Source organism: Halomonas sp. SCS19, from assembly GCF_040147015.1.
GTDB classification, from domain to species: domain Bacteria; phylum Pseudomonadota; class Gammaproteobacteria; order Pseudomonadales; family Halomonadaceae; genus Halomonas; species Halomonas litopenaei.
In genome coordinates this window covers 1,779,715-1,802,830 of sequence record NZ_JAMSHN010000001.1, presented here as the reverse complement: position 1 = coordinate 1,802,830, position 23,116 = coordinate 1,779,715, and the positions used below count along the sequence as shown (strand labels likewise).

Genomic DNA, 23,116 nt, shown 5'->3' with positions numbered 1-23,116 from the left:
AGATGAGCAACCAACAGCACGATCAGGACGAGCAGCAGACCCCGTCCGCTTCCGGCCAGCAGGGCACAGGAAGCGCGACCTCAGGCACGGACGCCTCGAAGGGCGGCGCGGGCAAGGGGGGCTCCCAGCGGCGGTCGCGGCGTCGCGACAAGAGTGGCAGCAGCTCGACCGGATCCACTTCGTCCAGTGCCAGCGCGGCATCCTCCACACCCGCTGCGGCGACGGGCAGCTCATCGCCTGCCGGCGCCACATCGTCGAGCGCAGGCACCGCCAAGGCCACGCCGAGTGACGCCGCTCCGGTTGCAGCGAAGGGCGCCGCCGGGGACAGTGCCAGCAAGCCAAGTGCCAGCAAGCCCAGTGCAAGCAAGCCCGACAACAGCGGCAAGGCCAGTGCCGGCAAGCCCGGCGATGGCAAGTCCAGTGACACCAAGGCCAGTGGCGCCAAAGCTAGTGACAACAAGCCCAGTGACAACAAGCCCAGCCCAGCGGCAGGCAAGGGTGGTAACGGTGGGGCTTCTGCCGGCGCCGGCGGTGCCGCGACTTCGTCTTCCAGCGGCTCTGGTGGCGGCTCTGGTGGCGGGAAGGCCGGCGTCGTGGCCCTGGTGCTGGTGCTGATCCTGATCGCCGGCGTGGCCTTTGTCGGCTGGAAGGGCTGGCAGCTGCAGCAGGCCATGTCCGCGCGCATCGACCAGCTCAAGCAGAACAGCCCCAGCGTGGCCGAGGTCCAGGAGCTGTCGTCCCAGCTGGAAAGCGGCCTTGCCGAGCGTCGCGAGACCATGGGCCAGGCGGTGGACGGCATCAAGAGCGACTTCGACGCTTACAAGTCCGACGTCAACCAGACCCTCGATCGGGTACTGGCCGAGCTGTCCAAGGAACAGAACGCCGACGAGCGTGACTGGCTGCACGCCGAGGCCGCCTACCTGCTGCGTCTGGCCAATCAGCGCCTGCAGCTCGAGCGTGACGTCGAAGGTGCTGCGGCGCTGCTGCGCACCGCCGACGCTCGCCTGGAAGAGGCCAACAATCCGGCACTGGTCCCGGTACGCCGCGCCATCGCCGAGGAGCTTGCCGCCCTGCAGACGGTGCCCAAGGTTGACCGGACTGGCCTCTACCTGGCCCTGAACGCCCAGCAGGAGCAGATCGCCGGCCTGCCGCTGGCCCAGGACATCGAGCAGTTCACCGCCGATACCACCATCGAGGAGGCTCCTTCCGGTGCCTGGCAGGAGCAGCTGGCACGGGTCGGTGAAGAGCTCAAGGAGCTGGTGACGGTACGCCACCACGACCAGGCGCTGGAAGCCCTGATCACCCCGGAGCAGGAGTCCTATCTGCGTCAGAGCCTGCGCCTGGTGCTGGAGCAGTCCCAGCTGGCCCTGCTCAAGGAAGAGACCGGCCTGTACGAGGCCAGCCTCGACAAGGCCATCACCCTGCTCGAAGGCTACTACGACGTCGACGACGAGTCGGTGCAGTCGGTGATCGCTCGTCTGGGCGAGCTCAAGGGCAAGTCCATCCGCCCGGAGCTTCCCGATATCAGCGCTTCCCAGCAGGCGCTGGCCCGGTTCATCGAGCAGCGCTTCGAAGCGGGCGCTTCCGGCCAGGGAGATAACGCATGAGAAAGCTGATCCTGCTCATTGTCGTTGGCCTCGCGCTCGGGGCGCTGTTTGGTCAGCTGATGATGTCGGTGCCCGGCTACTGGCTGGTGCGGGTGGGCGACACCTCCTTCCAGACTTCGTTCTGGTTTGGCCTGGTGATCCTGCTGGCCCTGTTCATGGTGCTGCACTTTGCCCTGCGCGTGCTGTTCCGCCTGAGCCGTCCGGTCAGCCGCTTCAAGGTGTGGAACTCGCGGGCACGCAATCGCACCGCGATGAAGCGCACCGTGCGCGGCCTGGTGGCATTGGCCGAAGGTCGCTGGAAGCGCGCCGAGAAGGCCTTGGTCAAGGCCGCCGATGACTCCAGCACCCCGCTGGTCAACTACCTGTCTGCCGCCCTGGCGGCCCACTACCAGGGCCGCTATGACCAGGCCGACACCCTGCTGAAGCGGGCCCACATCTCCACCGACGGCGCCGATCCCGCGGTGGGCATGATGCAGGCCCAGCTGATGCTGGACCGCCAGCAGTACGAGGAAGCGCTGGCGATCCTGACCCGTCTGGACCGTCATCTGCCGCGCCATCCCCAGGTGCTCAAGCAGCTCAAGGCCGCCTATATCAGCGTCAGCGACTGGGACGGCCTGCGTCGCCTGCTGCCGCGTCTGGCCGACCAGCAGCTGATCGCCCGGGAAGAGCGTGAACAGCTCGAGCTGCAGGCCTACCGCGAGCTGATCCTGCAGGAGACGCGCAATCCCGAGGATATCGAGCGGGTGCGCAACCTGTGGTCCGACATGCCCGAGTACCTGCGCACCAACATCGACCTGCTGGTGCTCTACGTCGAGACGCTGGTGCGCTGCGACGAACAGGTGATCGCCGAGAAACTGCTGCGCCACTCGCTCAAGACCAACTGGGACAGCCGTCTGGTGCTGCGCTATGGCCTGCTTGGGGTGGACGCTTCACGTCAGCTGGTGACCGCCGAGAAGTGGCTGCAGGAGCGGCCCAATGATCCCGACCTGCTGTTGACCCTGGGGCGTCTGGCGCTGCGTAACGCCTATTGGGGCAAGGCCCAGGAGTACTTCGAGGCGAGCCAGCGTCAGCGTCCCAGCGGGGTGGTCTGTGCCGAGCTAGCGCGGCTCTATGCCAACCTGGGCGAGCACAACAAGAGCCAGCTGTACTATCGCCAGAGCGTCGAGCTGCTCGACAAGTCGCTGCCCTCGTTGCCGCAGCCGAGCGACGCTCAGCAGGCCTGAGCCAGGCGTTCGATCTACTAAGCAGTACCCACAAACGCCACGGGCGGGGCTTCGGCCCCGCCCGTGGCGTTTGTGGTCCTGGTGGATGGGTCTCGTGCGCCGCGCCAGCGCGGCGTGGCGTCACCATGCTGAAGGCGAGTACAGGCCCGGCTTGCGGCGTGCAGCTGCCGCCACGCCTGTGTCGTCAGAGCTGTGGCGCCAGAGCGTGGCGTCAGGGCTCGGCACCCTGGCGATTCGATCAATAAAAAGGGGCGGCCCGTAGGCCGCCCCAGAAGCGTTGCAGGTAAGGTCTGTCAGTTGCCGTCGGGGTCGTAGTCGCCCCTGAACTTGGCGTTGGTCTCGGCATCCTCGCGGGTCTCGTGCTCGCGGGGCGAGTCGATACTGCCGTCCTCGCCGGGCAGCGGTGCGGTATCCCTGGCTTCGCCGGTCGCCACCACATCCTTCTCGACCAGGCGCAGGTTGGCGGCGGGCGCCTGGCCCTGCTTGTCTTCGCCAAAGAAGATCGTGGTGTGCGGGAAGGGGATCTCGATGCCCGCCTCGTCCAGATGCAGCTTGACCAGACGATTGTAGGCACGGCCCACCGCCCACTGGTTGCCGGGGGTGGTCTTGATGCGCACCCGGATGTTGACCGAGCTGTCGGCCAGGGCGATGACACCGGCCACCTCGAGGGGTTCGAGGATCTCGGACTTGAGGTCCTCGTCGGAGGACAGTTCGTCGAAGGCGTTGCGCAGGGCGACGATGGCCTCGTCCACGTTCTCGCGGTAGGCGACGCCGTATTCGCCCACATGGTAGCCGAAGCCACGCATGTAGTTGGAGACCACATCGACGCTGGAGAACGGCACTAGATGGTAGGTGCCGTGTAGGTCACGGATACCCACCGAGCGGATGCTGAGCTTCTCGGCGGTGCCGGTGATGCCGCCCAGGGTCACCACGTCGCCGGTATTCATGGCGTTTTCCACCTGGATGAAGATACCGGTGATGATGTCCTGCACCAGCTTCTGGGCGCCGAAACCGATGGCCAGACCGAGCACACCGGCACCGGCAATCAGCGGTCCGATGTTGATGCCGATTTCCGACAGCACGATCATCGCCGTCATGGTGACGATGGCGATGGCCAGGGCATTGCGGAACAGCGACAGCAGCGTCTGGGCCCGGGCCGAGGGCATGCCGCGGCCGGTGGTCGGATTCAGCTTGTGTTCGATCAGGCTGGCAAGGCCGATCCAGACCGCCGCGGCGACGATCAGGATGATGGCCACGTTGATCACCTGGCTGACCAGCACGCGACCCGCTTCGGAGGCGTACCAGGTGGCCATGTCGAACACGCCCCAGGCGTTGAGCAGGGCCATGGCGGCGACGATCAGGATCAGCACGTTGAAGGCGCGCAGCATCGTCGGGACATAGGAGTTGAGGCGTGCCTCGAGCAGCGGCAGCTTCTTGCGCAGCTCACCGGACAGGGTGATGCGACGACCGATGGCCTGGGCCAGCAGGCGCGACACCAGCATGGCAGCCAGCACGATACCGAGGGTCTTGAGGGTCGCGATCAGCACGAACGGCAGGGCGTCCTCGGGGCGTGTCAGGGTCAGCACCAGCACCACGGTGAAGTAGGTGATCGCCAGCAGATGCCAGATGCGGCCGAGCAGGCGCAGCGCGACACGGGAGGCCGACAGGCTGGACCTGACAGCGGCATCGAACAGCCCATCGCGCAGGCGGCTGCGATTGATCAGCACCACGGTGATGGCGTACAGGTAGGCGCCGATCATGATCAGAGCGCCGATGCCCTCACCGACACGGTAAGACAGGTAGGTGTTGATCAACGGGACCACCACCATCAGGCCGTAGCCGGTAAGGCCAATCAGCCGGGCGATCCAGCGATTCCAGTAGGACGCGCTGGGAGCGGTGATGGGCAGCAGTCGCAGGCCCTCGTAGCGTGAGGCGAACAGCATGCGCACGGCCGCCTTCAACAGCTCGATGACCAGGAAGGCATTGAGGAACAGCGACGCCCGGGTCGACAGGCTACCCGTTTCACCGATGGCGAAAGTGGCGGCCAGGTTGCCGCCGACGTAGGCAAGACCCACCACGGCGGCGTCCACGAACACCGCCAGCACCACGCACAGCACCAGGCGGATGGTGGGGTTGAGGTTCTGACCGTTCTGCGAATATTGGCTCAACCGTGTGAACAGTGGCCTGACCAGACGCCTGATGATCACGAACAGCACAAAGGTCGCCAGAATCACCAGGCCGAGGTTGATCGCCGCCTGGGTGAACAGATCGAAGTTGAGTTCGCCTTCGGTCAGGGCGCCGTCGATCATGCCACCGAAGATGGCGGCGAGATTCTCGAACTGATTGCCGAACTCGCTGACCACGCGGCTGGTCATGTCCGCCAGTTGCTTGGGCAGGGTAGCCTCGGCGGCGCTGTCGACGGCCTGTTCACCGGCGGCCTGGGCCTGCTCGGGGGCGTTTTCCGCCATCTGTCGCAGTTGTTCGATCAGTTGGCTGCGCGCCTGTTCGTTTTCCAGCAGGTCGGCCAGGGTCGAGTAGGCCGGACCGTCACTGGAGGAACCGCCAGAGCCGCTGGCGTCACCGCCCTGCTGGGCGATGGCAGGTCCCGCGAGCAGCACGAGCGCGAGCATCAGCACGCTGAAGAGTCGAGAGCAGAGTCGTGATCGCATCACGCAAACCTTCTCCTTTGATGGGTGGGCCCGTCGGGGCAGAGGGGCGTCCTTGGACGAATCTGTCGCAGGCTAACATGCCCGTTTGCCGCTTGTACGCAATCAAGGATGTACAAAAGTTGTACGGATTGCCAATTCTGTGCCATATTGATCGTGAACGCATCCCATGCGCTTCATCCCTGCTAGGCAAGCACAACTTCGCCGCCCCCTCGGGCGGCGTTTTTTTTAGATTTTCAGCACCTTCAGCGTCTTTGATTTCCCGCCTTCCGAGGCTCGGTATTGTCTGTGCCTTGTCGCTTTACGGGCCATCTGCGATCAGCCCGTTTCGCCACGCCGAGGGCGAGGTCCAGCGGTATTGCCACCGGTCACGACATCGCCCAGGTATTTGCATACCATGGCGGTTTTGGCCGAGGCGATTGGTGATGGAGTGGTGGACGCTGGCAGCGGTAGCGCTGGGGGGCGCCGCAGGAGGCATGGGGCGACTGTTCGTCAGTCGTCGGGCAGCGGCCGCCTGGGGAGTACGCTTCCCCTGGGGGACCCTGATCGTCAATCTGCTGGGAGCCTTAGTGATCGGCCTGCTGGCCAGTCGCCTGGTGGCAGGCTCGACCGCGGCACTCATGCTGCTGAGCGGGGTGATGGGCGGCTTCACCACGGTGTCCTCCTTCAGTCTGCAGACCCTGGACCTGATGCGCGAAGGTCGTCATGCAGCGGCCGCGCTCAACGTCTCGTTGACCCTGCTGGCCGGCCTGGCCGCCGTGGTGGCGGGACTTGCCCTCGGGGGTGGCCTGTGAGGTGTCGGCAGAGGGGAGAAGCATGAGTCAGGCAACAAGCGTCTGGCGGCTCTATCTGGCGGTGGGCCTTGGCAGCGCCCTGGGATCGGTGTGTCGCCTCTTGACCGGCGTCGCGGTCTCGGGCCTGGTGGCGTCGTCCTTTCCCTGGGCGACCCTGCTGGTCAACGTGCTGGGATCCTGGTTGATTGCCCGCTTTGCTTCCCATGCGGCCCTGAGCGACAGCCCTCGGCTGGCGAGCCTTCATCCGCTTGTCGTGGCGGGCTTCTGTGGAGGTTTCACCACCTTTTCGCTGTTCAGCCTCGAAGCGGCCCGCCTGGCCACCGGCGGCAGCCCTTGGCTGGCGCTGGCCTATGTGGTGCTGAGCGTGCCGCTATGGCTGGCGGCGGCCTGGGCCGGTGACGTCAGCGCACGGCGGGCCCTGGTCAGAGGCTCGTCCGAGTAGCCCAGACGCTCGTCAGAGTAGCCCCGGCGGTCGTTTAAGTAGCCCAGGCCTCGTCTCGGCAAGCCAGGCGCTAACGCCAGACGCTATCCCGCTATTCCGGCCCCCGCGAGCCAGCGGAAAGCAGGCCAGACCAGCGCGAGCCAGAACAGCGCGAGCCAGACCCGCGCGAGCCAGACCTAGGCGGGCCACCCTGGAGCGCAGACTCCGGGGTGGCCCGTTGGCTTTTCTTGTCCGTCGCTGGGTGCCCGCCATGGCGGGCCCGTGCCGAGCACTCGGTGCTCGGCACCTTCCGCCTCCGCCCCGCTTACTTGGCCTTGGCGTCCTTGCCGGCGGGCTTGGCGGTCTTCTTCGCTGCCTTTTCAGCGGCCTTTTCCACGCTCTTGCCGGGCGCCTGGAAGTGCTCCCGCACCAGGCCCAGCAGTCCCTGGGTCGAGGCGTCGAAGTCCTGGCTGCGCTCGTCGATCTTCTCGCTGATCTCGCCGGCGATGCGCTTGCCCAGCTGGACACCCCACTGGTCGAAGGAGTTGATGTTCCAGATCACCCCCTGGACGAACACCTTGTGCTCGTAGAGCGCGATCAGCGCGCCCAGGTTGCGTGGTGTCAGTTCGTCGAGCAGCAGCACGCTGGAGGGGCGGTTGCCGGGGCAGCTGTAGGGGTCCAGGTCGCCGCCCTTGCTGCTGCCTTCCATAAAGGCGTTGGCCTGGGCCAGCATGTTGGTGAGCAGGGCGAAGTGGTGGTCCTCGACGCCGGGCTCGGGCTTCAGCGAGGCGATGAAGTCGATGGGCACGTAGCGGGTGCCCTGGTGCAACAGCTGGAAGAAGGCGTGCTGGCCGTTGGAGCCGGTCTGCCCCCACACGATGGGGCCGGTCTTGTAGTCCACCGGGCGACCGAAGATATCGACCGACTTGCCATTGGACTCCATGTCGAGCTGCTGCAGGAAGGCCGGCAGCTGATGCAGGGCCTGGTCGTAGGGCACGATGGCCTGGGTCTCGGCACCGACGAAGTTGATGTACCAGATACCGATCAGCGCCATCAGCACCGGCATGTTCTCGCCGAGCGGGGCGTTCTGGAAGTGCTGGTCCATCTCGTAGGCGCCTTCGAGCATTTCGATGAAGCCTTCATAGCCAATCGCCAGGGCGATGGGCAGGCCGATCGAGGACCACATCGAATAGCGACCGCCGACCCAGGCCCAGAATTCGAACACGTTCTCCTCGCGGATGCCGAACTCCATCGCCGCCTTGCGGTTGGTCGAGGCGGCGATGAAGTGAGCGCCGATGTCGGCGTCATCGCCGGCGTTCTCGACGAACCAGCGCCGTGCGGTGCGGGCGTTGAGCAGCGTCTCCTGGGTGGAAAACGTCTTGGTCGAGACGATGAACAGGGTGGTGGCCGGGTCGAGGCGGCTCAGCACCTTCTGGATATGCGCGCCGTCCACGTTGGAGACGAAGTGGAAGTTCAGGTCCGCCTGGCGGTACTTGAGCAGGGCGCGGCTGGCCATGTTGGGGCCGAGGTCGGAGCCACCGATGCCGATGTTGACCACGTCGCGAATACGCTCGCCGCTGTAGCCCTTCCAGTTGCCACTGCGGACCTCTTCGGAGAAGCGCTTGATCTGCTCGCGGGTGGCGTGGATCTCCGGCATCACGTCCTTGCCATCGGCGATGACCGGGCTGTCCCCCAGATTGCGCAGCGCCGTGTGTAGTACCGGCCGGTCCTCGGTGACGTTGATGATGTCGCCGGAGAACATCTGGGCGCGACGCTGGACCAGCGCCGAGTGTTCGGCCAGCTCGACCAGCTTCTCCAGCACCGCGTCGGAGATCTGGTGTTTGGAGTAGTCCAGAAAAAGCCCGCCCACGCGCAGGCTCATCTTGTCGAACCGCTTCGGATCCTTGGCAAAGTAGTCGCGAATCCGGTCGTCGGCGGTCTCGTCGCGAAGCTTCAACAGCGACTGCCAGGTCACGCTTCGGGTCAGCTGGAACACGGGAGAATCCTCGATATTGGTCAGTTGTTATCGCTGCGAGAGGAAATCCAGGCGTTGGCATCCGGGATCTGCATCTCGTAGTCCTGGCCGAGCCAGGGCGAGCTCATCATGAAGTCGGCGCTGGAGGGGTTGCAGGCCACCGGCACGTTCCACAGGGCGGCCAGGCGCAGCAGCGCCTTGACGTCCGGGTCGTGGGGCTGGGGGGCGAAGGGGTCCCAGAAGAAGATCAGCAGGTCGAGTCGTTGCTCGGTGATGCGAGCACCGATCTGCTGGTCGCCTCCCAGCGGACCGCTCATCAGGCCTTCCACCTCCAGCCCCAGGGTGCGGCTGAGCCGCGCGGCGGTGGTGCCGGTGCCGAGCAGCTGGTGAGCGATCAGGGTGTCCTTCCAGCGGGAGGCCCACTCCATCAGTTCCTGCTTCTTGCCGTCGTGGGCGACCAGGGCGATGCGCTTGCGAGCCGGCAGAATGCGGCTGACTTCCTTGACGGGTTGGGGCATGGGGCCTCCGGGATAAAGGCGTGGTGAATGGTGTCACCGGGATGAGGGATACCTTAGAGCGTTGAAGGTAATATTACTACGGCTTGGCGATGCGACTAAGGTCTAGCGCGGGCCTTCATAGAGAAGGCGTGGGCAGTAAGTTGTCGAAATTTCGTGCTTATTAGAGTGTCCTTCATCAATGTTTTTGGAGAAATGTTGTAAGTTTAACAAAATAGTGCTTGAGTCCCGGCGCTGTCTGTACCACATTGGTGCCCACTGACGACGTCCTTGCGGGGGATTTGCATCTTTAGTGAATCCGCCTACCGTCGACTCACCAGCTTTCACGCAAGAACGCTTTCGCCGCTCAGGGGGATATTCGCTATGACGCTCAAGGTTGCCATCAACGGTTTCGGACGTATCGGTCGCAACGTGCTGCGCGCACTGTACGAAAACGGTTACCGGGACCGGATTGAGGTCGTTGCCATCAACGATCTCGGTGATCCTTCGCTCAACGCCCACCTGCTGCGCCATGACACCGCTCACGGTCACTTTCCCTTCAAGGTAGAACATGACGAGGAGAGTCTGAGCGTCGATGGCGACCGTATCGCTATTCTGTCCGAGCGTGACCCGGCCAGCCTGCCCTGGGCGAAGCTCGGCGTAGACATCGTGATGGAGTGCACGGGCCTGTTCACCACGCGCGCCGACGCCGGCAAGCACGTCGAGGCCGGTGCCGCCAAGGTGCTGGTCTCCGCGCCTAGCCCCGACGGCGACGCCACCATCGTGTTCGGCGTCAACGACGGCGTGCTCAAGGCCAGCGATACCATCGTCTCCAACGGCTCCTGCACCACCAACTGCCTGGCGCCGGTGGCCAAGGCGCTCAACGACGCCGTCGGTATCGAGAATGGCCTGATGACCACGGTCCATGCCTACACCAACGACCAGAACCTGTCTGACGTGTACCACAAGGACCCGTACCGCGCGCGTAGCGCCACCCACTCCATGATCCCGACCAAGACCGGCGCTGCCGCTGCCGTGGGCAAGGTGCTGCCGGAGCTCAACGGCAAGCTGGATGGCCTGGCCGTGCGCGTGCCGGTGATCAACGTCTCGCTGGTGGATCTGGTGTTCAACGCCTCGCGCGACACCACCAAGGAAGAGATCAACGAGATCGTGGCCAAGGCGGCGGAGAATTCTCCGGTGCTCAACGTCAACGCCCAGCCGCTGGTGTCCATCGACTTCAACCACGATCCGGCCTCCTCGACCTTCGACGCCAACCACACCCGCGTCAACGGTCGCCTGGTCAAGGTCATGGCCTGGTACGACAACGAGTGGGGCTTCTCCAACCGCATGCTGGATACCGCCCTGGCCATGCAGGCCGCCAAGTAAGCCAATAGCCCCCGCCCGCTGCCATCGGCGGGCCTGGTGTGGCACTCTGATGGTCGGGGCGATTCGCCGCCCCCATCATTGGTACAGACGCCGAAGCAGTCACTGTTTCGGCGTCTTTGCGCGCAAGGAATGCCATGCTGCCCGAATACTCCTGGCTCGCCTGGGGCCTGATCATCCTCTCCACCTACCTGACCGGCATCTCCAAGGGCGGCTTCGCCGGGGGCTTCGGTACCCTGTCGGTGCCGCTGATGGCGCTTGCGATAGATCCTATCGCCGCCGCTGGCCTGTTATTGCCCTTGCTGCTGGTGATGGACGTTCTGGCGGTCAAGGCCTGGTGGGGGCACCAGGATATGGCTGAGGTGAAGCGATTGATCCCCGGCATGGCGATCGGCGTGGTGGTGGCTACCCTGGTGGCGGGCAGCCTCGACGAGGACCACGTCAGGCTGCTGCTGGGGGTGATCTCGCTGTTGTTTGTCGCCTACATGATCGTGAAGCCGGCGGCCTCCAGGCCGATCGCCTCTTTCTGGGCCTGGCCCGCGGGCATCGCCACCGGTATCACCAGCTTTATCGCCCACGCCGGCGCCCCGCCGATGAACCTCTACCTGGTGCCCAGGCGCCTGCCCAAGACCACCTTCATCGCCACCACCACATTGGTGTTCGCCGCGGTCAATACCATGAAGCTGCCGCCTTACCTGTGGCTTGGCGAGATCAACCTGACCAGTATCTGGGCGTCGCTGGCGCTGGTGCCGGTGGCCTGGTTCGGCATCAGGTCTGGCCTGTGGCTGCAGCACCGGGTCAACGAGCGGTTGTTCTACCGGCTGGTGATACTGGCCATGGCGGTGGTCGGGGTACAGTTGATCATCAAGGCGCTCGCCTAGGGCTCGCCTGAAAAGTGCCTGCGCTCGGTAATACGGCGTTAAAAATCGGCTGGTGCGCCAGCCCGGTCAAAAATGCTCATTTACACCCTGTAAACTGCGCTTTCTCACCGATTTTTGCCTTGTCTAACCTTCGCTCGTCGACTTTTCGGGCAGAGCCGAGCGACGGGCTGTAGCGGGCTCACGCCGACATGAAGTCGTTCCAGCGCCGCACCAGGTAGTTGTGCTCGTCCATCACCGTGTTCCACACCGCGATGCGGCTCATGCGCGTCATGTAGTCGCCGCCGTCGCGTACCTCCCCCTTGTGGATCATGCCGCAGGGGCCTGACGGTCCGGCGAGTTCCTCCGCGGCGGGCTTGCCGGCGTACCAGTAGTCCCATTCCGCCGCAGACAGGTGAGGGCGGGTCAATTCAGGGGTCGAGATGTAGTAGCCCTGTCGTGCCATGACGGCGCCGGGCCAGCCCGAGATCCACCAGTTGAGATACTCATAGGCGGCGTCCAGGCTGCGGCCTTCGATGCTGCGTGACAGCGACATGCCGCCGTACCAGGCGCGATAGCCTTCCCTGGGTGCCGCCATGCGCACCTTGAGCTGGCGCTGCTTGAGGTCGGTCATCGCCGGTGACCACAGGCTCTCGATGCCGACGCGACCGCGCAGCATGTCCGAAGAGGCCTGGTCCTGGTTGCTCCAGAAGGTGCGGAAGTGCTGAGCCCGCTTGAGCTCGATCAGGCAATCGATCAGGCAGTCGATCTCGGCGACGCTCAGGTTGCCCAGGTCCTCGAACTGCACCAGGCCAGCGGCCTTGGCGGCCAGGGCCGCGTCGATGGCGCCGATGGCGCTGTCGTTCTGCAGGCTGACCATGCCGCGCCAGCGCGGGTCCAAAAGCCAGCCCCAGCTTTCCTGCTCGCTGTCGAGGCCGTGGGGCAGCATGTCCAGGCGGTAGCCGAAGCTGTCCACGTTGTGGCTGACCGGCAGCATGGTGATGCGCTCGCTGGGACGGGCGCCGCAGCTGCCGTCGGCCTGGATATAGAGCCGGTCGACCGGATTACCACCGGCGCCGAGCGGCGCGTGGGGCGTCAGTCGGCCGGTCTTCGGCAGGTCGTTGATCGCATCCCAGTGGTGGATGCGCGAAAGCTCGATGGGCTGGATGGCCCCGGCCGGCCACACGAAATCGACGTTGTGAAACCACTGGTCGTAGATATCGAAGCTGTCCGGTGCCAGCACTCCCGCACGCTGTGCCGCCACCCCGTCCATGACGGTGAATTCCAGGCGCAGGCCCAGGTCCTCGCGAGCGCGCTGGCGAATGCTCTCCAGCAGTGTCACCGAGGTGCCCAGTACCCGCAGGGTGACCGGACTGCGCTGGACAAAGGGGGCGCTGGGCTTGGCGGTGTCAGGCATGCAGGATCCTTGGGCTGGGATGGTCGCTGACCTTGTCCATGAAGGTCGCAAGCGATTGTGTCACGCGCTCGGCGTCGATGTCCCGAGTGATGAAGATCAGCTCCGAGCGGCGGTCGTCCGAAGGCCAGGCCTCCACGTGCTCCGGCGGGTGGATGGTGTGCTGGACACCGTGGAGTATCACCGGTCGATCGTCGCCCTGGACGTGGAGCACGCCCTTGACCCTGAGGATATCGCTGCCATGGCGGTTGAGCAGCATCGACAGCCAGATGCCGAGGCAGGTCCAGTCGACCTCGCCCTCGAGGCCGAGGCGGAAGGAGCGAATGTCGCCGAGATGGTCCGGATCATGCTGAGGTGGCTTGCGCCAGGGGCCGAGCCAGGACTTCACCTGGCCGGGGGTGAAACGCTGCAGGTGCGGTCCGCTGGCGAACAGTTCATCACTGGGCTGACGTAGCGCCTCGGCGCCCAGCCGCTGGGCTGCCGGGTTGATCGTATCCAGCATGGCCTCGAGCCCTGCCAGGGTGTCTTCCTCGACCAGGTCGGCCTTGCTGATCACCAGCTTGTCGGCCACCGCCACCTGGGCCTCCCAGACGGGGTGCTGGGCGCGACTGTCGACGGCGTTGAGCGCGTCGACCAGGGTCAGGTTGGTGCCGGGGCGCAGGTGGTGGCGCAGTACCGGGTCGGCGGTGATGGTCGAGGCGATCGGGCCCGGATCGGCGAGTCCGGTGGTTTCCAGCACGATCCGCTTGAACGCCGGGATCTCGCCGTCCTGGCGTCGGGACAGCAGGCGTCTGAGCGCCTCTGACAGTTCGCCGCGGATGGTGCAGCAGACGCAGCCGCTGGACAGCAGCACCGCATCCTCGGCGATCTCGCCGAGCAGGCGGTCGTCGAGACCGACGTCGCCGAACTCATTGATCAGTACCGCACTGTCGCCGAAGGCTTCGCTGGCCAGCACCGACTTGAGCAGGGTGGTCTTGCCGGCGCCCAGAAAGCCCGAGATCACGTGCACCGGCACCAGCGGTGTCGTCTCGTTCATGGTGGTGTCCTCGTCGTGGTGGTCTGGCGTCATTGCAGCGAGGCCAGGAAGGCGGGATCGAGCGGGTCGAGTTCATGACCGCCCATGCGTTCTGCCTGCAGCCATACGCCGCCCAGGTCCTGCACGATCTCGCGCTTGCCGGTGGCGGTGGCGAGCACGAAGCTCGCTGCCTGGAAGTCCTCGATGGTGATTCGGCGGGGGCTCAGCACGCGATTGATCAGGGTGACCCGGTAGGCGCGGGCGCGCCTGCGCGCGAAGTGGGCCTGCTCGGGGTCCTCGATGTTGGTGCTCCAGTGGCTTTCGCCGCCGAGTGCGCCGCACAGTCCGCACATGCCAACCTCCGATGGCGCCGTCGGCGCCGAATGAATGTGAGTTACGCCGTCAGCGCCGAGCTGGCGCCAAGGGCCACCCGCAGCAGCGCTTCGTCCTCGCCGCAGGGGCCGCTCAGCTGCAGGCTGGTGTGCTGGCGGTCGTCGTCGCGCCCGCTGGGCAGCGCCACCGCCGGCGAGTCGAGCAGGCTCGCCACCATGCTCAGGCGCAGCGTCGCCAGATTGACCTCGGCGAAGTGCTCGGGGTCGGCTTCCAGCGGCGCGAGCAAGGGCGCCACATGCGCCACCGTGGGCGTCAGCAGGGTCGCGCCCGCGAGCTCCTCGCGCAGCCGCGTCTTGAGCGCCTGGCGCAGGCGGTACAGGCTGACCACGCTGTCCGGGGGCATCTGGCGGGCGGCCTCCAGGCGCTTGCGTACCCTGGGGTCCATGGCCTCGGCATCGGGGCCTTCCAGCAGGGCGCGGTACTCGGTGTAGGCCTCCGCCGCGCCCATCCAGCCGTGGCGGGTGATGGCCTCCAGGGTGTCGGCGACGCTCGCCACGCGGCGACGGACGATGCGGAAACCGGCGTCCCTAAGGCGGCTGGCGCAGGCCTCCAGATTGTCGCCCACGGCGCGGGATACCCTCGGGTCGTCGAGGCAGCTTGCATCGAGCACGATCACCGACTGTTCGGGCACGGCGGCGGCACGAACCAGCGGCGCGCTGCCGCGCATCGTGTCGTCGATGGCCAGGCAGTCCTCGAGGGTGCTGGCGATGACGCCGATGGTGTCCAGGCTGTCGGCCAGCGGTGTCACTCCCAGTCGCGAGTGGCGGGCCTGGGAAGGACGATAGGACACCAGCCCATTGAAGGCCGCGGGGACGCGCAGCGATCCGGCGGTGTCGGTGCCGATGGCGGCCGGCACGATGCCTTGGGCGACCGCCACCGCGGAGCCGGAGCTGGACCCGCCGGGGGCCCTGGGCGCGTTCTCGTTTCTGCTTTCGTGCTCGCTCGAGGTGGGGGGAGGGGTATGGTGCGGCGTACCGTAGTGGGGGTTGAGGCCAAGCCCCGAGTAGGCGATCTCGGTGAGGTTGGTCTTGCCGATGCAGACCATGCCCGCGCCGGCTGTGTGGCGTACCGCCTCGGCGTCGCGCTCGGCCGGCGTCTTGCCCAGCACCTTGCCGCCGGCGGTGGTGGCGGTACCGGCGATGTCGAACAGATCCTTCCAGGCCAGCGGCACGCCGTCCAGCGGCCCGCGCAGGGTGCCCGAGCGCTGACGCTCGGCACAGGCCTCGGCCTCGACCAGGGCGCGTTGTTCGGTCAGCGAGATAAAGACGGCGTCACTGTCGGTGGCCCGGGTCAGGCATTGGCGGGTCAACGCGACCGGATCGAGTTCGCCGCGTCGGATGGCCTCGCCGATGGCCAGGGCGGTGAAGGGTTGTGCAGGCATGCACGTCTCCTGTAGCGGGTGGTGGGCGCCGCCGCGGGCGCCGCCGCGGGCGGCGCCAGGCGACGACTCAGCGATCCTCGCGCTTGAGCGCGGAGTCGGGGATGTCACCGGTTTCCAGGCGTTCGAAGCGTCCCTTTTCGGTGTAGACCCAGTTGCGGCCCACCGAGGTGGCGAGGAATCGGTCGTCGTAGCCGGAGGTGATCTCCTCCTGAGGATAGCGCCGCAGCACCCAGGCTTTCATCAGTACGATATAGACCACCAGGGCCGAGCCGAAGCCTACCGCGTAGGCGTACTCGAGGAAGATCAGCGCCAGGCCACCGCCGATGATCCAGGCGATGAGGCCGGCGGGGTTGAAGCCGCCGCTGAAGCGGAACTGGCCGTTGGGATCGTACAGCGCCGGAACGTTGAGGCGACGCCGACGCAGCAGGTAGTAGTCGGCCACCATGATGCCGCCCACCGCCGACAGCACGGCGCCGTAGTAGCTGAGGAAAGTGAACAGGTTGTTGAGGATCAGCCAGGGCATCGAGGCGGTGCCGATGATGCCGGCGATGACCAGGGCGACCGGGTAGCTGACCCTTGGCGCGCCGGCGTTGACGAAGGTCAGCGCCGCCGGGATCAGGTTGGCTGCGTTGTTGGTCGACCACTGGGCCAGGATCACCATCGCCAGCAGTGCGATCAGGGTGAGGCCGCCGCCCTGTCCCTGAATGACGGTGACCGGATTCCAGTCACCGGCGGCGATGAAGGACACGCCGCCGATCAGCGCGATCCAGGCCTGGGTGGCCGGCAGTGCCAGAAACTGGGCGACGAAGACGTTCTTGTTGCGCTGAAAGAAACTGCGCTCGCCACCCTTTGTCTTGAGGAAGCGGGTCAGGTTGGGGATATCCACCGCCAGCGCCGACCAGAACGCCATGTTGGCGAAGAACAGGCCGAGGGCGGCCACATTCTGGTCGCCGACGAAGGTCCAGATATTGATGCCCTGGGTCTCGGCGAGCACGTCGAGGGTGAAGTACATCCACACCGAGATGGCCACGATGCAGGGGGCGGCGATCGACGCCAGCAGCTCCACCGCGCGGATGCCCAGGGCGGTGTTGACGATCTGGACCACGGCAAACAGCACATACCACAGGATCCAGTTGTCCAGGCCCCACAGGTACTCGACGATGCCGTTCAGGGCCAGCGCACCCAGATAGGTCTGTACGCCGAACCAGATGGCCGCCACTACCCCGCGAGACACCGCCGGCAGGTGGGTGCCCTTGAGCCCGAAGGGCGCGCGCAGGTAGACCGCGAACGAGAGCCCGTGTTCGGTGCCGATGTCGGCGGTCAGGCTCATCACCACGCCGAGCACCAGGTTAGCCAGGAAGATGATGGCGACGACCTGAATCAGCGGAAGGCCCGCGACCCCGCCGGCACCCAGTTGGAAGGTGGCGATGATCACCGCCATGCCGATCCATAGCCAGATGAAGCCAAAAAAGCCGATGGTGCGTTGATTCAGCCAGACCGGCAGGATCGCCGCTTCCAGCAGGTGGTCGCCGCTGTCGCGGGCTGCCGCCGAAGTGGCGGGGGTGGGGGCGTCTTGTGGTGTGGCCACGGGAGCGCTCCTTGAATGTCGTTGGTTGTTGTTGGAGGCGATAGCGACGTCGGACGAAGAGATATCTCCGTTTCGCATAAATGCAGTATGGATACAAAAATCATTTTTTGGCAAGGGCCGTCCTGCGCCTTAAGCCGCATAGGGGCCGAGGACAATCTGTAATAGGCTGTTTTCCGGTAAAAAGGCTTTTTTGTGTTCGTGCAGACGGGCATGGATCTTGTGAAGTTGGCAACAAACGTCATTTCCGAGTGGCTCGAAAGGGTCCTGAAGAGGTGTCAAGATGGGCGCTTGTTGCCCGGCTGCCGGGCCTTGGATCGTGGCTGCCGGACATCGGTGGCGTGTAAGCGAGAGGTCAGGTGATTGGACGTCAGGGAGGAACGGGTGCTGAGTACGCCAGCTAGGTCGAGGCAGGAGGGCAGTCGCGCCCCCCGCTACGCGCTGATCCAGGATTCACTGCGAGAAGCCATCGAGTCGGGGCGGGTGCCGCCCAATCAGGTGTTGCTGGAAGGGCCTATCGCACGGCTGTTCGGCACCAGTCGTGGGCCGGTACGCAAGGCGCTGGAGCTTTTGCACCAGCAGGGCCTGATCAGCCGCTTTGAAGGGCGCGGCTTTCTGGCGACACCCGATCCCGGAGCGGTGGAGCCGGCGCGGGAGGCGCTGACCCCTGAGCGTCTTGGTCTCGGCATCGATGAGTCACCGGTGGTGGATACCCGTCCGGCGGCCGAGCGCATCCACGCCGAGGTCGAGGAGGCGGTGGCCACCTGTCTGGCGTTTGGTCACTTCCGCATCGTCGAGACCAGCCTCAGCGACTACTACGGCGTCAGCCGCACCGTGGCGCGAGAGGTGCTGGGACGGCTGCGCAGCCAGCGGCTGATCGAAAAGGATCGCCACTCCCATTGGCTGGCGGGGCCGCTGACCGCCCAGGCGGTGGCCGAGGACTACGAGATTCGAGTGCTGCTGGAGCCGGCGGCGCTCAAGGCCTCTGGCCCGCTGATCGAACGTGAAGAGCTCGAGGTAATGCGCGACCGGGTGCAGCGACTGATCGATCACCCCGAGCAGCAGTCTGCCGCGACCATCGCTCGACTGGAACGTGACCTGCACCAGGGTTGCCTGCGCCACTACCGCAATCGCAAGGCCGGCGAGATGATCGCCCAGAGCCAGTTGCCGGTCATCGTCAATCGCATGTTCTTCCAGACGCTGGGGGTTCCTCGGGACGAGCCCCTGTTGATGGAGCACAAGCTGGTGATCGATCACCTGCTGTTTGGCGCCTTCGACGCCGCCGCCTCGAGTCTGCAGTCCCACCTCCAGGCGGCTGCCGAGCGCACCCGCCGTCGGCTCAAGGTGCTGTCGGTGTTCCCCGAACCTGACCTTCCCCCCTACCTTCAACGTATCGTCTGACGCCAGCGCAGGGCGCAAGGCGTGCGTCGGCGCCGCCTTGCCCTCCGTCCTCTGCATGTTCCTTTGTTTCTGGTCTTTTGCCTTTTGCGGCCTTTCCTCAAGTCTTGCGGTCGGCCTGCCCCAGGCCGGCGTGCTGTCCTGTCACCCCCCCCTGGTCTAGAAATAAAAAATGTCAGTTGGATACCGCGCCCATAAAAAATGACGTTTTATTCGATCGGCATTTTTAGGGCTCGTCTGTTCTCACCCATTGGTCGAAGAAGGTTTGCACTTTTGGCTGTTGCTGAAAGCCTGAATGGTCGGCCTTGTATCGCCATACTTGCCTGTAACCGGGCCTGAGTCGCAGGTTTTGGTCATTGGCGAGCGTCGCGACGCGCTGCTCTACGCCTGAAATCTCCGTCTTGACAAAAATGACCTTTGTATCCAGTCTTCAATTGATGGCGGTCGACACAACCGCTGACGCCGCAGGACCGATGGCACGTCGGTAGTCCAGCAAGCGCACGACCGACACCAGGGCCAGCGGCGCCACCGCAAGCCCCAACAAGACCAAGCAACAAGACGAGGTGTTCAAGATGGCGAAGAAAGAGATTCTCTGTGCATTTGGTGTCGACGTGGACGCCGTGGCCGGCTGGCTCGGTTCCTACGGTGGCGAGGACTCCCCCGACGATATCTCCCGCGGCCTGTTCGCCGGTGAGGTCGGTGCACCGCGCCTGCTCAAGCTGTTCGAGCGCTACAACCTGAAGACCACCTGGTTCATTCCTGGCCACAGCATCGAGACCTTTCCCGAGCAGATGAAGGCGGTGGTCGACGCCGGTCACGAGGTCGGGGTCCACGGCTACAGCCACGAGAACCCCATCGCCATGACCCGCGAGCAGGAACGCGACGTGCTCGACTACAACATCGAGCTGGTGACCCAGCTGTCGGGCAAGCGGCCGACCGGCTATGTGGCGCCCTGGTGGGAATTCAGCCCGGTGACCAACGAGCTGCTGCTCGAGCGTGGCATCAAGTACGACCACAGCCTGATGCACAACGACTTCCACCCCTACTATGTGCGCGTCGGTGACTCCTGGACCAAGATCGACTACTCCAAGCCGGCCAAGGAGTGGATGAAGCCGCTGGTACGCGGCGAAGAGACCGACCTGATCGAGATCCCGGCCAACTGGTACCTCGACGACCTGCCGCCGATGATGTTCATCAAGAAGTCCCCCAACAGTCATGGCTTCGTCAGCCCGCGCCAGCTGGGCGAGATGTGGCAGGACCAGTTCGACTGGGTCTACCGCGAGAACGACTACGCGGTGTTCACCATGACCATCCACCCCGACGTCTCCGGCCGTCCCCAGGTGCTGATGATGCTCGAGCGACTGATCGAGCACATGCAGAGCCACGAAGGCGTGCGTTTCTGCACCTTCGACGAGATCGCCGACGATTTCGCCAGCCGCCATCCACGCGGCTGAGCGCGACCTCCATCGCGCCTCCCCTGACAACCACACCACAATAACGAAAGAGGGTGACGTCAATGACCGAGCCAACCCAAACCGCGCCCTCCGGGGCCCGTCCCGACGCGGACGAGCCCTGGAACGCTGTCATCACCAAGAAACAGATCGGCTACGCCTCGCTGGTCTGCTTTATCGCCTGGGTGGCGTCGGTCTACGACTACACCCTGTTCGGCACCCTGTTGCCGGTCATCGCCGAGGACTTCGGCTGGACCACCGCCAAGGCCACCGCGGTCAACACCTGGGCCACCATCGGGGTGTTCCTGGTGTCGCTGGTGGTCGGCACCATGCTCGATCGCTTCGGTCGCAAGAAGACCCTGATCCTGCTGGTGATCGGCGGCGCCGTCAGTTCCGGCCTGTCCGGTATCGCCATCGGCGCCGCTTCCATGGTGATCATTCGCGCCTTCTCCGGCTTTGCGGTCTCCGAAGAGGTGGTCAACGCCGTCTATCTCAATGAGATCTACAAGAAGGCCAAGGGCCGCGGCTTCATGTACAGCCTGGTGCAGAGTGGCTGGCCGGTCGGTGCCCTGCTGGCCGCCGGCATGACCTCGCTGCTGCTGCCGATCGTCGGCTGGCGCGGCAGCTTCTTCGTCGCCGCCTGCGCCTCGATCATCGTTATCGTGATGGCGGTCCGGCTGCCCGAGTCGCCGGTCTTCGCCGCGATCAAGGAGGTCGAGCGGCGGCGCAAGGCGGGTGACGCCGAGGGTGCGGCCCAGCTTGCCGCCGAGCACGACGTCGAGGTCAACACCGGCAGCAACCTGGGGCTCAAGGGCGTGTTCACGCCGGAACTGCGTCGTCACACCATCTCGCTGTCGCTGGTCTGGCTGTTCAGCTGGATGGCGATCCAGGTGTTCGCGGTGCTGGGCACCACGGTGCTGGTGGAGGCCAAGGGCGTCAGCTTCGAAAGCTCGCTGTACGTGCTGATCCTGGCCAACGCGGTGGGCTTTGTCGGTTACCTCAGCCACGGCTGGCTGGGCGACCGCATCGGTCGGCGCAACACCGTGCTGATGGGCTTTCTGCTCGGCGGTGTCGCCAGCATCCTGATGCTGCTTGGCCCGGCCAGCGACGGTTTCGTCTACCTGATGTACGCCGTCACCCTGTTCTTCCTGCTCGGTCCGTTCGCCGCCATCCTGTTCTACATGGGTGAATCCTTCCCGCCCCATGTACGCGGCACCGGGGCCAACGTGGCCCACGTCATGGCACCGGTGGGGGCTATCATCGGCTCCGGTCTGGTGTCGGTGCTGCTGACCGCGGGTGTCAGCATGACCTGGTCGGCGATCCTGGCGGGCTCGCTGCCGCTGGTGCTCAGTGGACTTTTGATGTTCGGCACCCGTCATGTGGACCATCGTGAACACGACACCCTCGAGGAGGCGGTGGCATGAGTGCTCTGACACGCGACGATGGTCTGGCCGGCAAGGTCGCCATCATCTCCGGTGCCGCCAGTGGCATCGGCCAGGCGCTGGCGGTCAGCTACGCCAGGGCAGGCGCCAAGGTGGTTGCCGGCTACTACCCCGGTGACCCCCATGACGTCGAGGCGACCGTCTCGGCGGTGGCCGATGCCGGCGGCGAGTGTGTGGCGGTGGCGCTGGACGTGCGCGATGGCGCCCAGTGCGACGCCCTGGCCCAGGCCGCCATCGACCGCTTCGGCAGGCTCGATATCGCGGTGGCCGGTGCCGGCATCCTGCGTCAGGCCGCGCTCGAGGATCTGACCGACGACGCCTGGAACGACATGCTGTCGGTGGACCTGACCGGCGTGATGCGGATATTTCGCAGCGCGGCGCGGGTGATGACGGGGCCTGGCGCCATGGTCGCGGTGTCGTCCATCGCCGGCGGCGTCTATGGCTGGGACGAGCACGCCCACTACGCCACCGCCAAGAGCGGGCTGATGGGCCTGGTCAGGTCGCTGGCGGTGGAGCTTGCCCCTCGGGGCATCCGCGTCAATACCTTGATCCCCGGGCTGATCGAGACCCCGCAGTCACTGGACCCGGTCAACTCCCTGGGCCCGGATGGCCTTGCCGCCGCAGGCAAGGTGATCCCTGCCGGCCGGGTCGGCCACGCCGACGAGGTCGCTCGCACGATACGTTTTCTGACCAGTGACGATGCCTCCTACGTGACCGGCCAGCAACTGATCGTGGACGGCGGCTTGACCGTGCGCTGGCCGAGCTGAGGCCAGCCGTCAAGGCGCCGGCCAAGGCGCATCCAAGCCAGCGACGCGAGGCGAGGGCGGCGGCCCTCGCCTCGTGCCCCCAGCGAGTGGAGAGAATCCCATGTCACAGAAACTTCAGGGCAAGGTTGCCCTGGTGGTGGGCGGCGCCAGCGGTATCGGCCGTGCCATCGCCAACCTGTTCCACGCCGAAGGTGCCACCGTTGCGGTGGCCGACCTCAACGCCGATGCCTGTGATCAGGTGGCCCGCGCGCTGCGCGCCCGGGTCAGCACCCATCGGGTCGATGTTTCCGACGAAGCCTCGGTGAAGGCCATGGTCGATGAGGTGATCAGCACCCACCAGGTGATCGACGTGCTGGTCAACAGCGCCGGCATCCTCGACGAGACGCCGTTTCTCGAGATGACCAGCGAGACCTTCGACCGCATGATCGGCATCAACCTGCGCGGGGTCTTTCTGGTCAGCCGCGCGGTGGCCCCGCATATGGTCGAGCGCAAGGCCGGGCGGATCATCAATGTTGCCTCGCAGCTGGCGCTCAAGGGCGGCATGGGGCTGTCCCACTACTGCGCCGCCAAGGCCGGCGTGCTGGGGCTGACCAAGTCCATGGCGCGGGAGCTGGCACCCTTCAATGTGCTGACCAATGCCATCGCGCCTGGCCCCATCCTGACCCCGATGCTCGAGGGACTGAGCCCGGAATGGATCGCCGACAAGGAGGCGGAATTGCCGCTCGGACGCTTCGGCAGGGCCGAGGAAGTGGCGCCTTCGGCGCTGATGCTGGCGGCGTCTCCGGATGGCGACCTGTACCTGGGCCAGACCCTCGGGCCCAATAGCGGCGACGTGATGTAGCGGCCAGAC

Annotated in this window: 19 protein-coding genes; 11 read left to right on the top strand and 8 right to left on the bottom strand. The window is 65.5% G+C overall.

The annotated features are described in order from the left end of the window. Positions 1-2: 2 nt before the first annotated feature. Positions 3-1,607 (top strand): uroporphyrinogen-III C-methyltransferase, encoded by a 1,605-nt coding sequence (locus NFH97_RS07705; protein ID WP_349624639.1) that lies wholly within the window; start codon positions 3-5, stop codon positions 1,605-1,607. Next, positions 1,604-2,830 carry a heme biosynthesis HemY N-terminal domain-containing protein gene (locus NFH97_RS07700; RefSeq protein WP_045993949.1) on the top strand — a complete coding sequence of 409 codons (1,227 nt, stop codon included), beginning with the start codon at positions 1,604-1,606 and terminating at the stop codon, positions 2,828-2,830. Before NFH97_RS07705 ends, NFH97_RS07700 begins: the two co-directional genes overlap by 4 nt. A 293-nt stretch (positions 2,831-3,123) precedes the next feature. Here NFH97_RS07700 and ybiO read toward each other — a convergent pair whose 3' ends face one another. Next, complete coding sequence (ybiO, locus tag NFH97_RS07695) at positions 3,124-5,499, bottom strand: mechanosensitive channel protein (RefSeq protein ID WP_261395253.1); 2,376 nt, start codon at positions 5,497-5,499, stop codon at positions 3,124-3,126. A gap of 422 nt (positions 5,500-5,921) precedes the next feature. On the opposite strand from ybiO, the gene NFH97_RS07690 reads away from it, so the two are divergent. Together NFH97_RS07690 and NFH97_RS07685 are read left to right on the top strand one after the other, a co-directional pair. Next, positions 5,922-6,290 carry a fluoride efflux transporter FluC gene (locus NFH97_RS07690; RefSeq protein WP_124805054.1) on the top strand — a complete coding sequence of 123 codons (369 nt, stop codon included), beginning with the start codon at positions 5,922-5,924 and terminating at the stop codon, positions 6,288-6,290. Positions 6,291-6,312: 22 nt separating this feature from the next. Continuing rightward, entirely contained in the window at positions 6,313-6,732 is a 420-nt protein-coding gene (locus NFH97_RS07685; RefSeq protein ID WP_222516209.1) for a fluoride efflux transporter FluC, read from the top strand. Between the two features lie 304 nt (positions 6,733-7,036). On the opposite strand, the gene pgi is transcribed toward NFH97_RS07685, so the two are convergent. Beyond that, on the bottom strand, positions 7,037-8,707 hold the full coding sequence (pgi, locus tag NFH97_RS07680) for a glucose-6-phosphate isomerase (RefSeq protein WP_045993127.1): 1,671 nt from the start codon (positions 8,705-8,707) through the stop codon (positions 7,037-7,039). A 20-nt stretch (positions 8,708-8,727) separates the two neighbouring features. Next, positions 8,728-9,204: a methylglyoxal synthase gene (locus NFH97_RS07675; protein WP_045993128.1), complete on the bottom strand. Its 477-nt coding sequence runs from the start codon at positions 9,202-9,204 to the stop codon at positions 8,728-8,730. Between the two features lie 360 nt (positions 9,205-9,564). On the opposite strand from NFH97_RS07675, the gene gap reads away from it, so the two are divergent. Together gap and NFH97_RS07665 are read left to right on the top strand one after the other, a co-directional pair. Continuing rightward, entirely contained in the window at positions 9,565-10,566 is a 1,002-nt protein-coding gene (gene gap, locus NFH97_RS07670; protein WP_045993129.1) for a type I glyceraldehyde-3-phosphate dehydrogenase, read from the top strand. A gap of 134 nt (positions 10,567-10,700) precedes the next feature. Next, positions 10,701-11,444: a sulfite exporter TauE/SafE family protein gene (locus NFH97_RS07665; protein ID WP_045993130.1), complete on the top strand. Its 744-nt coding sequence runs from the start codon at positions 10,701-10,703 to the stop codon at positions 11,442-11,444. Positions 11,445-11,622: 178 nt separating this feature from the next. Here the strand turns inward: NFH97_RS07665 and NFH97_RS07660 are convergent, their stop codons facing one another. The 5 genes from NFH97_RS07660 to NFH97_RS07640 form a co-directional block, all read right to left on the bottom strand. Further along, a complete protein-coding gene (locus NFH97_RS07660) occupies positions 11,623-12,837 on the bottom strand; it encodes an ABC transporter substrate-binding protein (RefSeq protein ID WP_045993131.1) in 1,215 nt (404 codons plus the stop codon). Continuing rightward, positions 12,830-13,870 (bottom strand): CobW family GTP-binding protein, encoded by a 1,041-nt coding sequence (locus tag NFH97_RS07655; RefSeq protein ID WP_349588149.1) that lies wholly within the window; start codon positions 13,868-13,870, stop codon positions 12,830-12,832. Before NFH97_RS07655 ends, NFH97_RS07660 begins: the two co-directional genes overlap by 8 nt. A 29-nt stretch (positions 13,871-13,899) precedes the next feature. Then, on the bottom strand, positions 13,900-14,202 hold the full coding sequence (locus NFH97_RS07650; RefSeq protein ID WP_045993133.1) for a hypothetical protein: 303 nt from the start codon (positions 14,200-14,202) through the stop codon (positions 13,900-13,902). Between the two features lie 41 nt (positions 14,203-14,243). Continuing rightward, positions 14,244-15,623 carry an amidase family protein gene (locus NFH97_RS07645; RefSeq protein WP_349624638.1) on the bottom strand — a complete coding sequence of 460 codons (1,380 nt, stop codon included), beginning with the start codon at positions 15,621-15,623 and terminating at the stop codon, positions 14,244-14,246. Positions 15,624-15,690: 67 nt separating this feature from the next. Next, positions 15,691-17,211 (bottom strand): NCS1 family transporter, encoded by a 1,521-nt coding sequence (locus NFH97_RS07640; RefSeq protein WP_231498543.1) that lies wholly within the window; start codon positions 17,209-17,211, stop codon positions 15,691-15,693. Between the two features lie 381 nt (positions 17,212-17,592). Between NFH97_RS07640 and NFH97_RS07635 the strand changes: the two genes are divergently transcribed. The 5 genes from NFH97_RS07635 to NFH97_RS07615 all read left to right on the top strand — a co-directional run bounded on the left by NFH97_RS07635 (position 17,593) and on the right by NFH97_RS07615 (position 23,107). Next, positions 17,593-18,609, top strand: coding sequence for a GntR family transcriptional regulator (locus NFH97_RS07635; RefSeq protein ID WP_349624637.1), 1,017 nt, complete (start codon positions 17,593-17,595; stop codon positions 18,607-18,609). A 569-nt stretch (positions 18,610-19,178) separates the two neighbouring features. Then, positions 19,179-20,060, top strand: coding sequence for a polysaccharide deacetylase family protein (locus tag NFH97_RS07630; RefSeq protein WP_045993136.1), 882 nt, complete (start codon positions 19,179-19,181; stop codon positions 20,058-20,060). A gap of 62 nt (positions 20,061-20,122) precedes the next feature. Then, positions 20,123-21,481: an MFS transporter gene (locus NFH97_RS07625; RefSeq protein ID WP_213227432.1), complete on the top strand. Its 1,359-nt coding sequence runs from the start codon at positions 20,123-20,125 to the stop codon at positions 21,479-21,481. Further along, positions 21,478-22,266 carry an SDR family NAD(P)-dependent oxidoreductase gene (locus NFH97_RS07620; protein WP_045993138.1) on the top strand — a complete coding sequence of 263 codons (789 nt, stop codon included), beginning with the start codon at positions 21,478-21,480 and terminating at the stop codon, positions 22,264-22,266. Before NFH97_RS07625 ends, NFH97_RS07620 begins: the two co-directional genes overlap by 4 nt. Positions 22,267-22,366: 100 nt before the next feature. Continuing rightward, positions 22,367-23,107, top strand: coding sequence for an SDR family NAD(P)-dependent oxidoreductase (locus NFH97_RS07615; protein ID WP_045993139.1), 741 nt, complete (start codon positions 22,367-22,369; stop codon positions 23,105-23,107). Positions 23,108-23,116: the final 9 nt, after the last annotated feature.

Excerpts from the sequence above, each read along its gene's own strand:
- NFH97_RS07675 (WP_045993128.1), bottom strand. The coding sequence starts at position 9,204 with ATGCCCCAACCCGTCAAGGAAGTCAGCCGCATTCTGCCGGCTCGCAAG.
- NFH97_RS07630 (WP_045993136.1), top strand. The coding sequence starts at position 19,179 with ATGGCGAAGAAAGAGATTCTCTGTGCATTTGGTGTCGACGTGGACGCC.
- NFH97_RS07615 (WP_045993139.1), top strand. The coding sequence starts at position 22,367 with ATGTCACAGAAACTTCAGGGCAAGGTTGCCCTGGTGGTGGGCGGCGCC.
- NFH97_RS07655 (WP_349588149.1), bottom strand. The coding sequence starts at position 13,870 with ATGAACGAGACGACACCGCTGGTGCCGGTGCACGTGATCTCGGGCTTT.
- NFH97_RS07685 (WP_222516209.1), top strand. The coding sequence starts at position 6,313 with ATGAGTCAGGCAACAAGCGTCTGGCGGCTCTATCTGGCGGTGGGCCTT.
- NFH97_RS07625 (WP_213227432.1), top strand. The coding sequence starts at position 20,123 with ATGACCGAGCCAACCCAAACCGCGCCCTCCGGGGCCCGTCCCGACGCG.
- NFH97_RS07650 (WP_045993133.1), bottom strand. The coding sequence starts at position 14,202 with ATGTGCGGACTGTGCGGCGCACTCGGCGGCGAAAGCCACTGGAGCACC.
- NFH97_RS07700 (WP_045993949.1), top strand. The coding sequence starts at position 1,604 with ATGAGAAAGCTGATCCTGCTCATTGTCGTTGGCCTCGCGCTCGGGGCG.
- NFH97_RS07705 (WP_349624639.1), top strand. The coding sequence starts at position 3 with ATGAGCAACCAACAGCACGATCAGGACGAGCAGCAGACCCCGTCCGCT.
- NFH97_RS07620 (WP_045993138.1), top strand. The coding sequence starts at position 21,478 with ATGAGTGCTCTGACACGCGACGATGGTCTGGCCGGCAAGGTCGCCATC.
- ybiO (WP_261395253.1), bottom strand. The coding sequence starts at position 5,499 with ATGCGATCACGACTCTGCTCTCGACTCTTCAGCGTGCTGATGCTCGCG.
- NFH97_RS07690 (WP_124805054.1), top strand. The coding sequence starts at position 5,922 with ATGGAGTGGTGGACGCTGGCAGCGGTAGCGCTGGGGGGCGCCGCAGGA.
- NFH97_RS07665 (WP_045993130.1), top strand. The coding sequence starts at position 10,701 with ATGCTGCCCGAATACTCCTGGCTCGCCTGGGGCCTGATCATCCTCTCC.
- gap (WP_045993129.1), top strand. The coding sequence starts at position 9,565 with ATGACGCTCAAGGTTGCCATCAACGGTTTCGGACGTATCGGTCGCAAC.
- NFH97_RS07645 (WP_349624638.1), bottom strand. The coding sequence starts at position 15,623 with ATGCCTGCACAACCCTTCACCGCCCTGGCCATCGGCGAGGCCATCCGA.
- NFH97_RS07660 (WP_045993131.1), bottom strand. The coding sequence starts at position 12,837 with ATGCCTGACACCGCCAAGCCCAGCGCCCCCTTTGTCCAGCGCAGTCCG.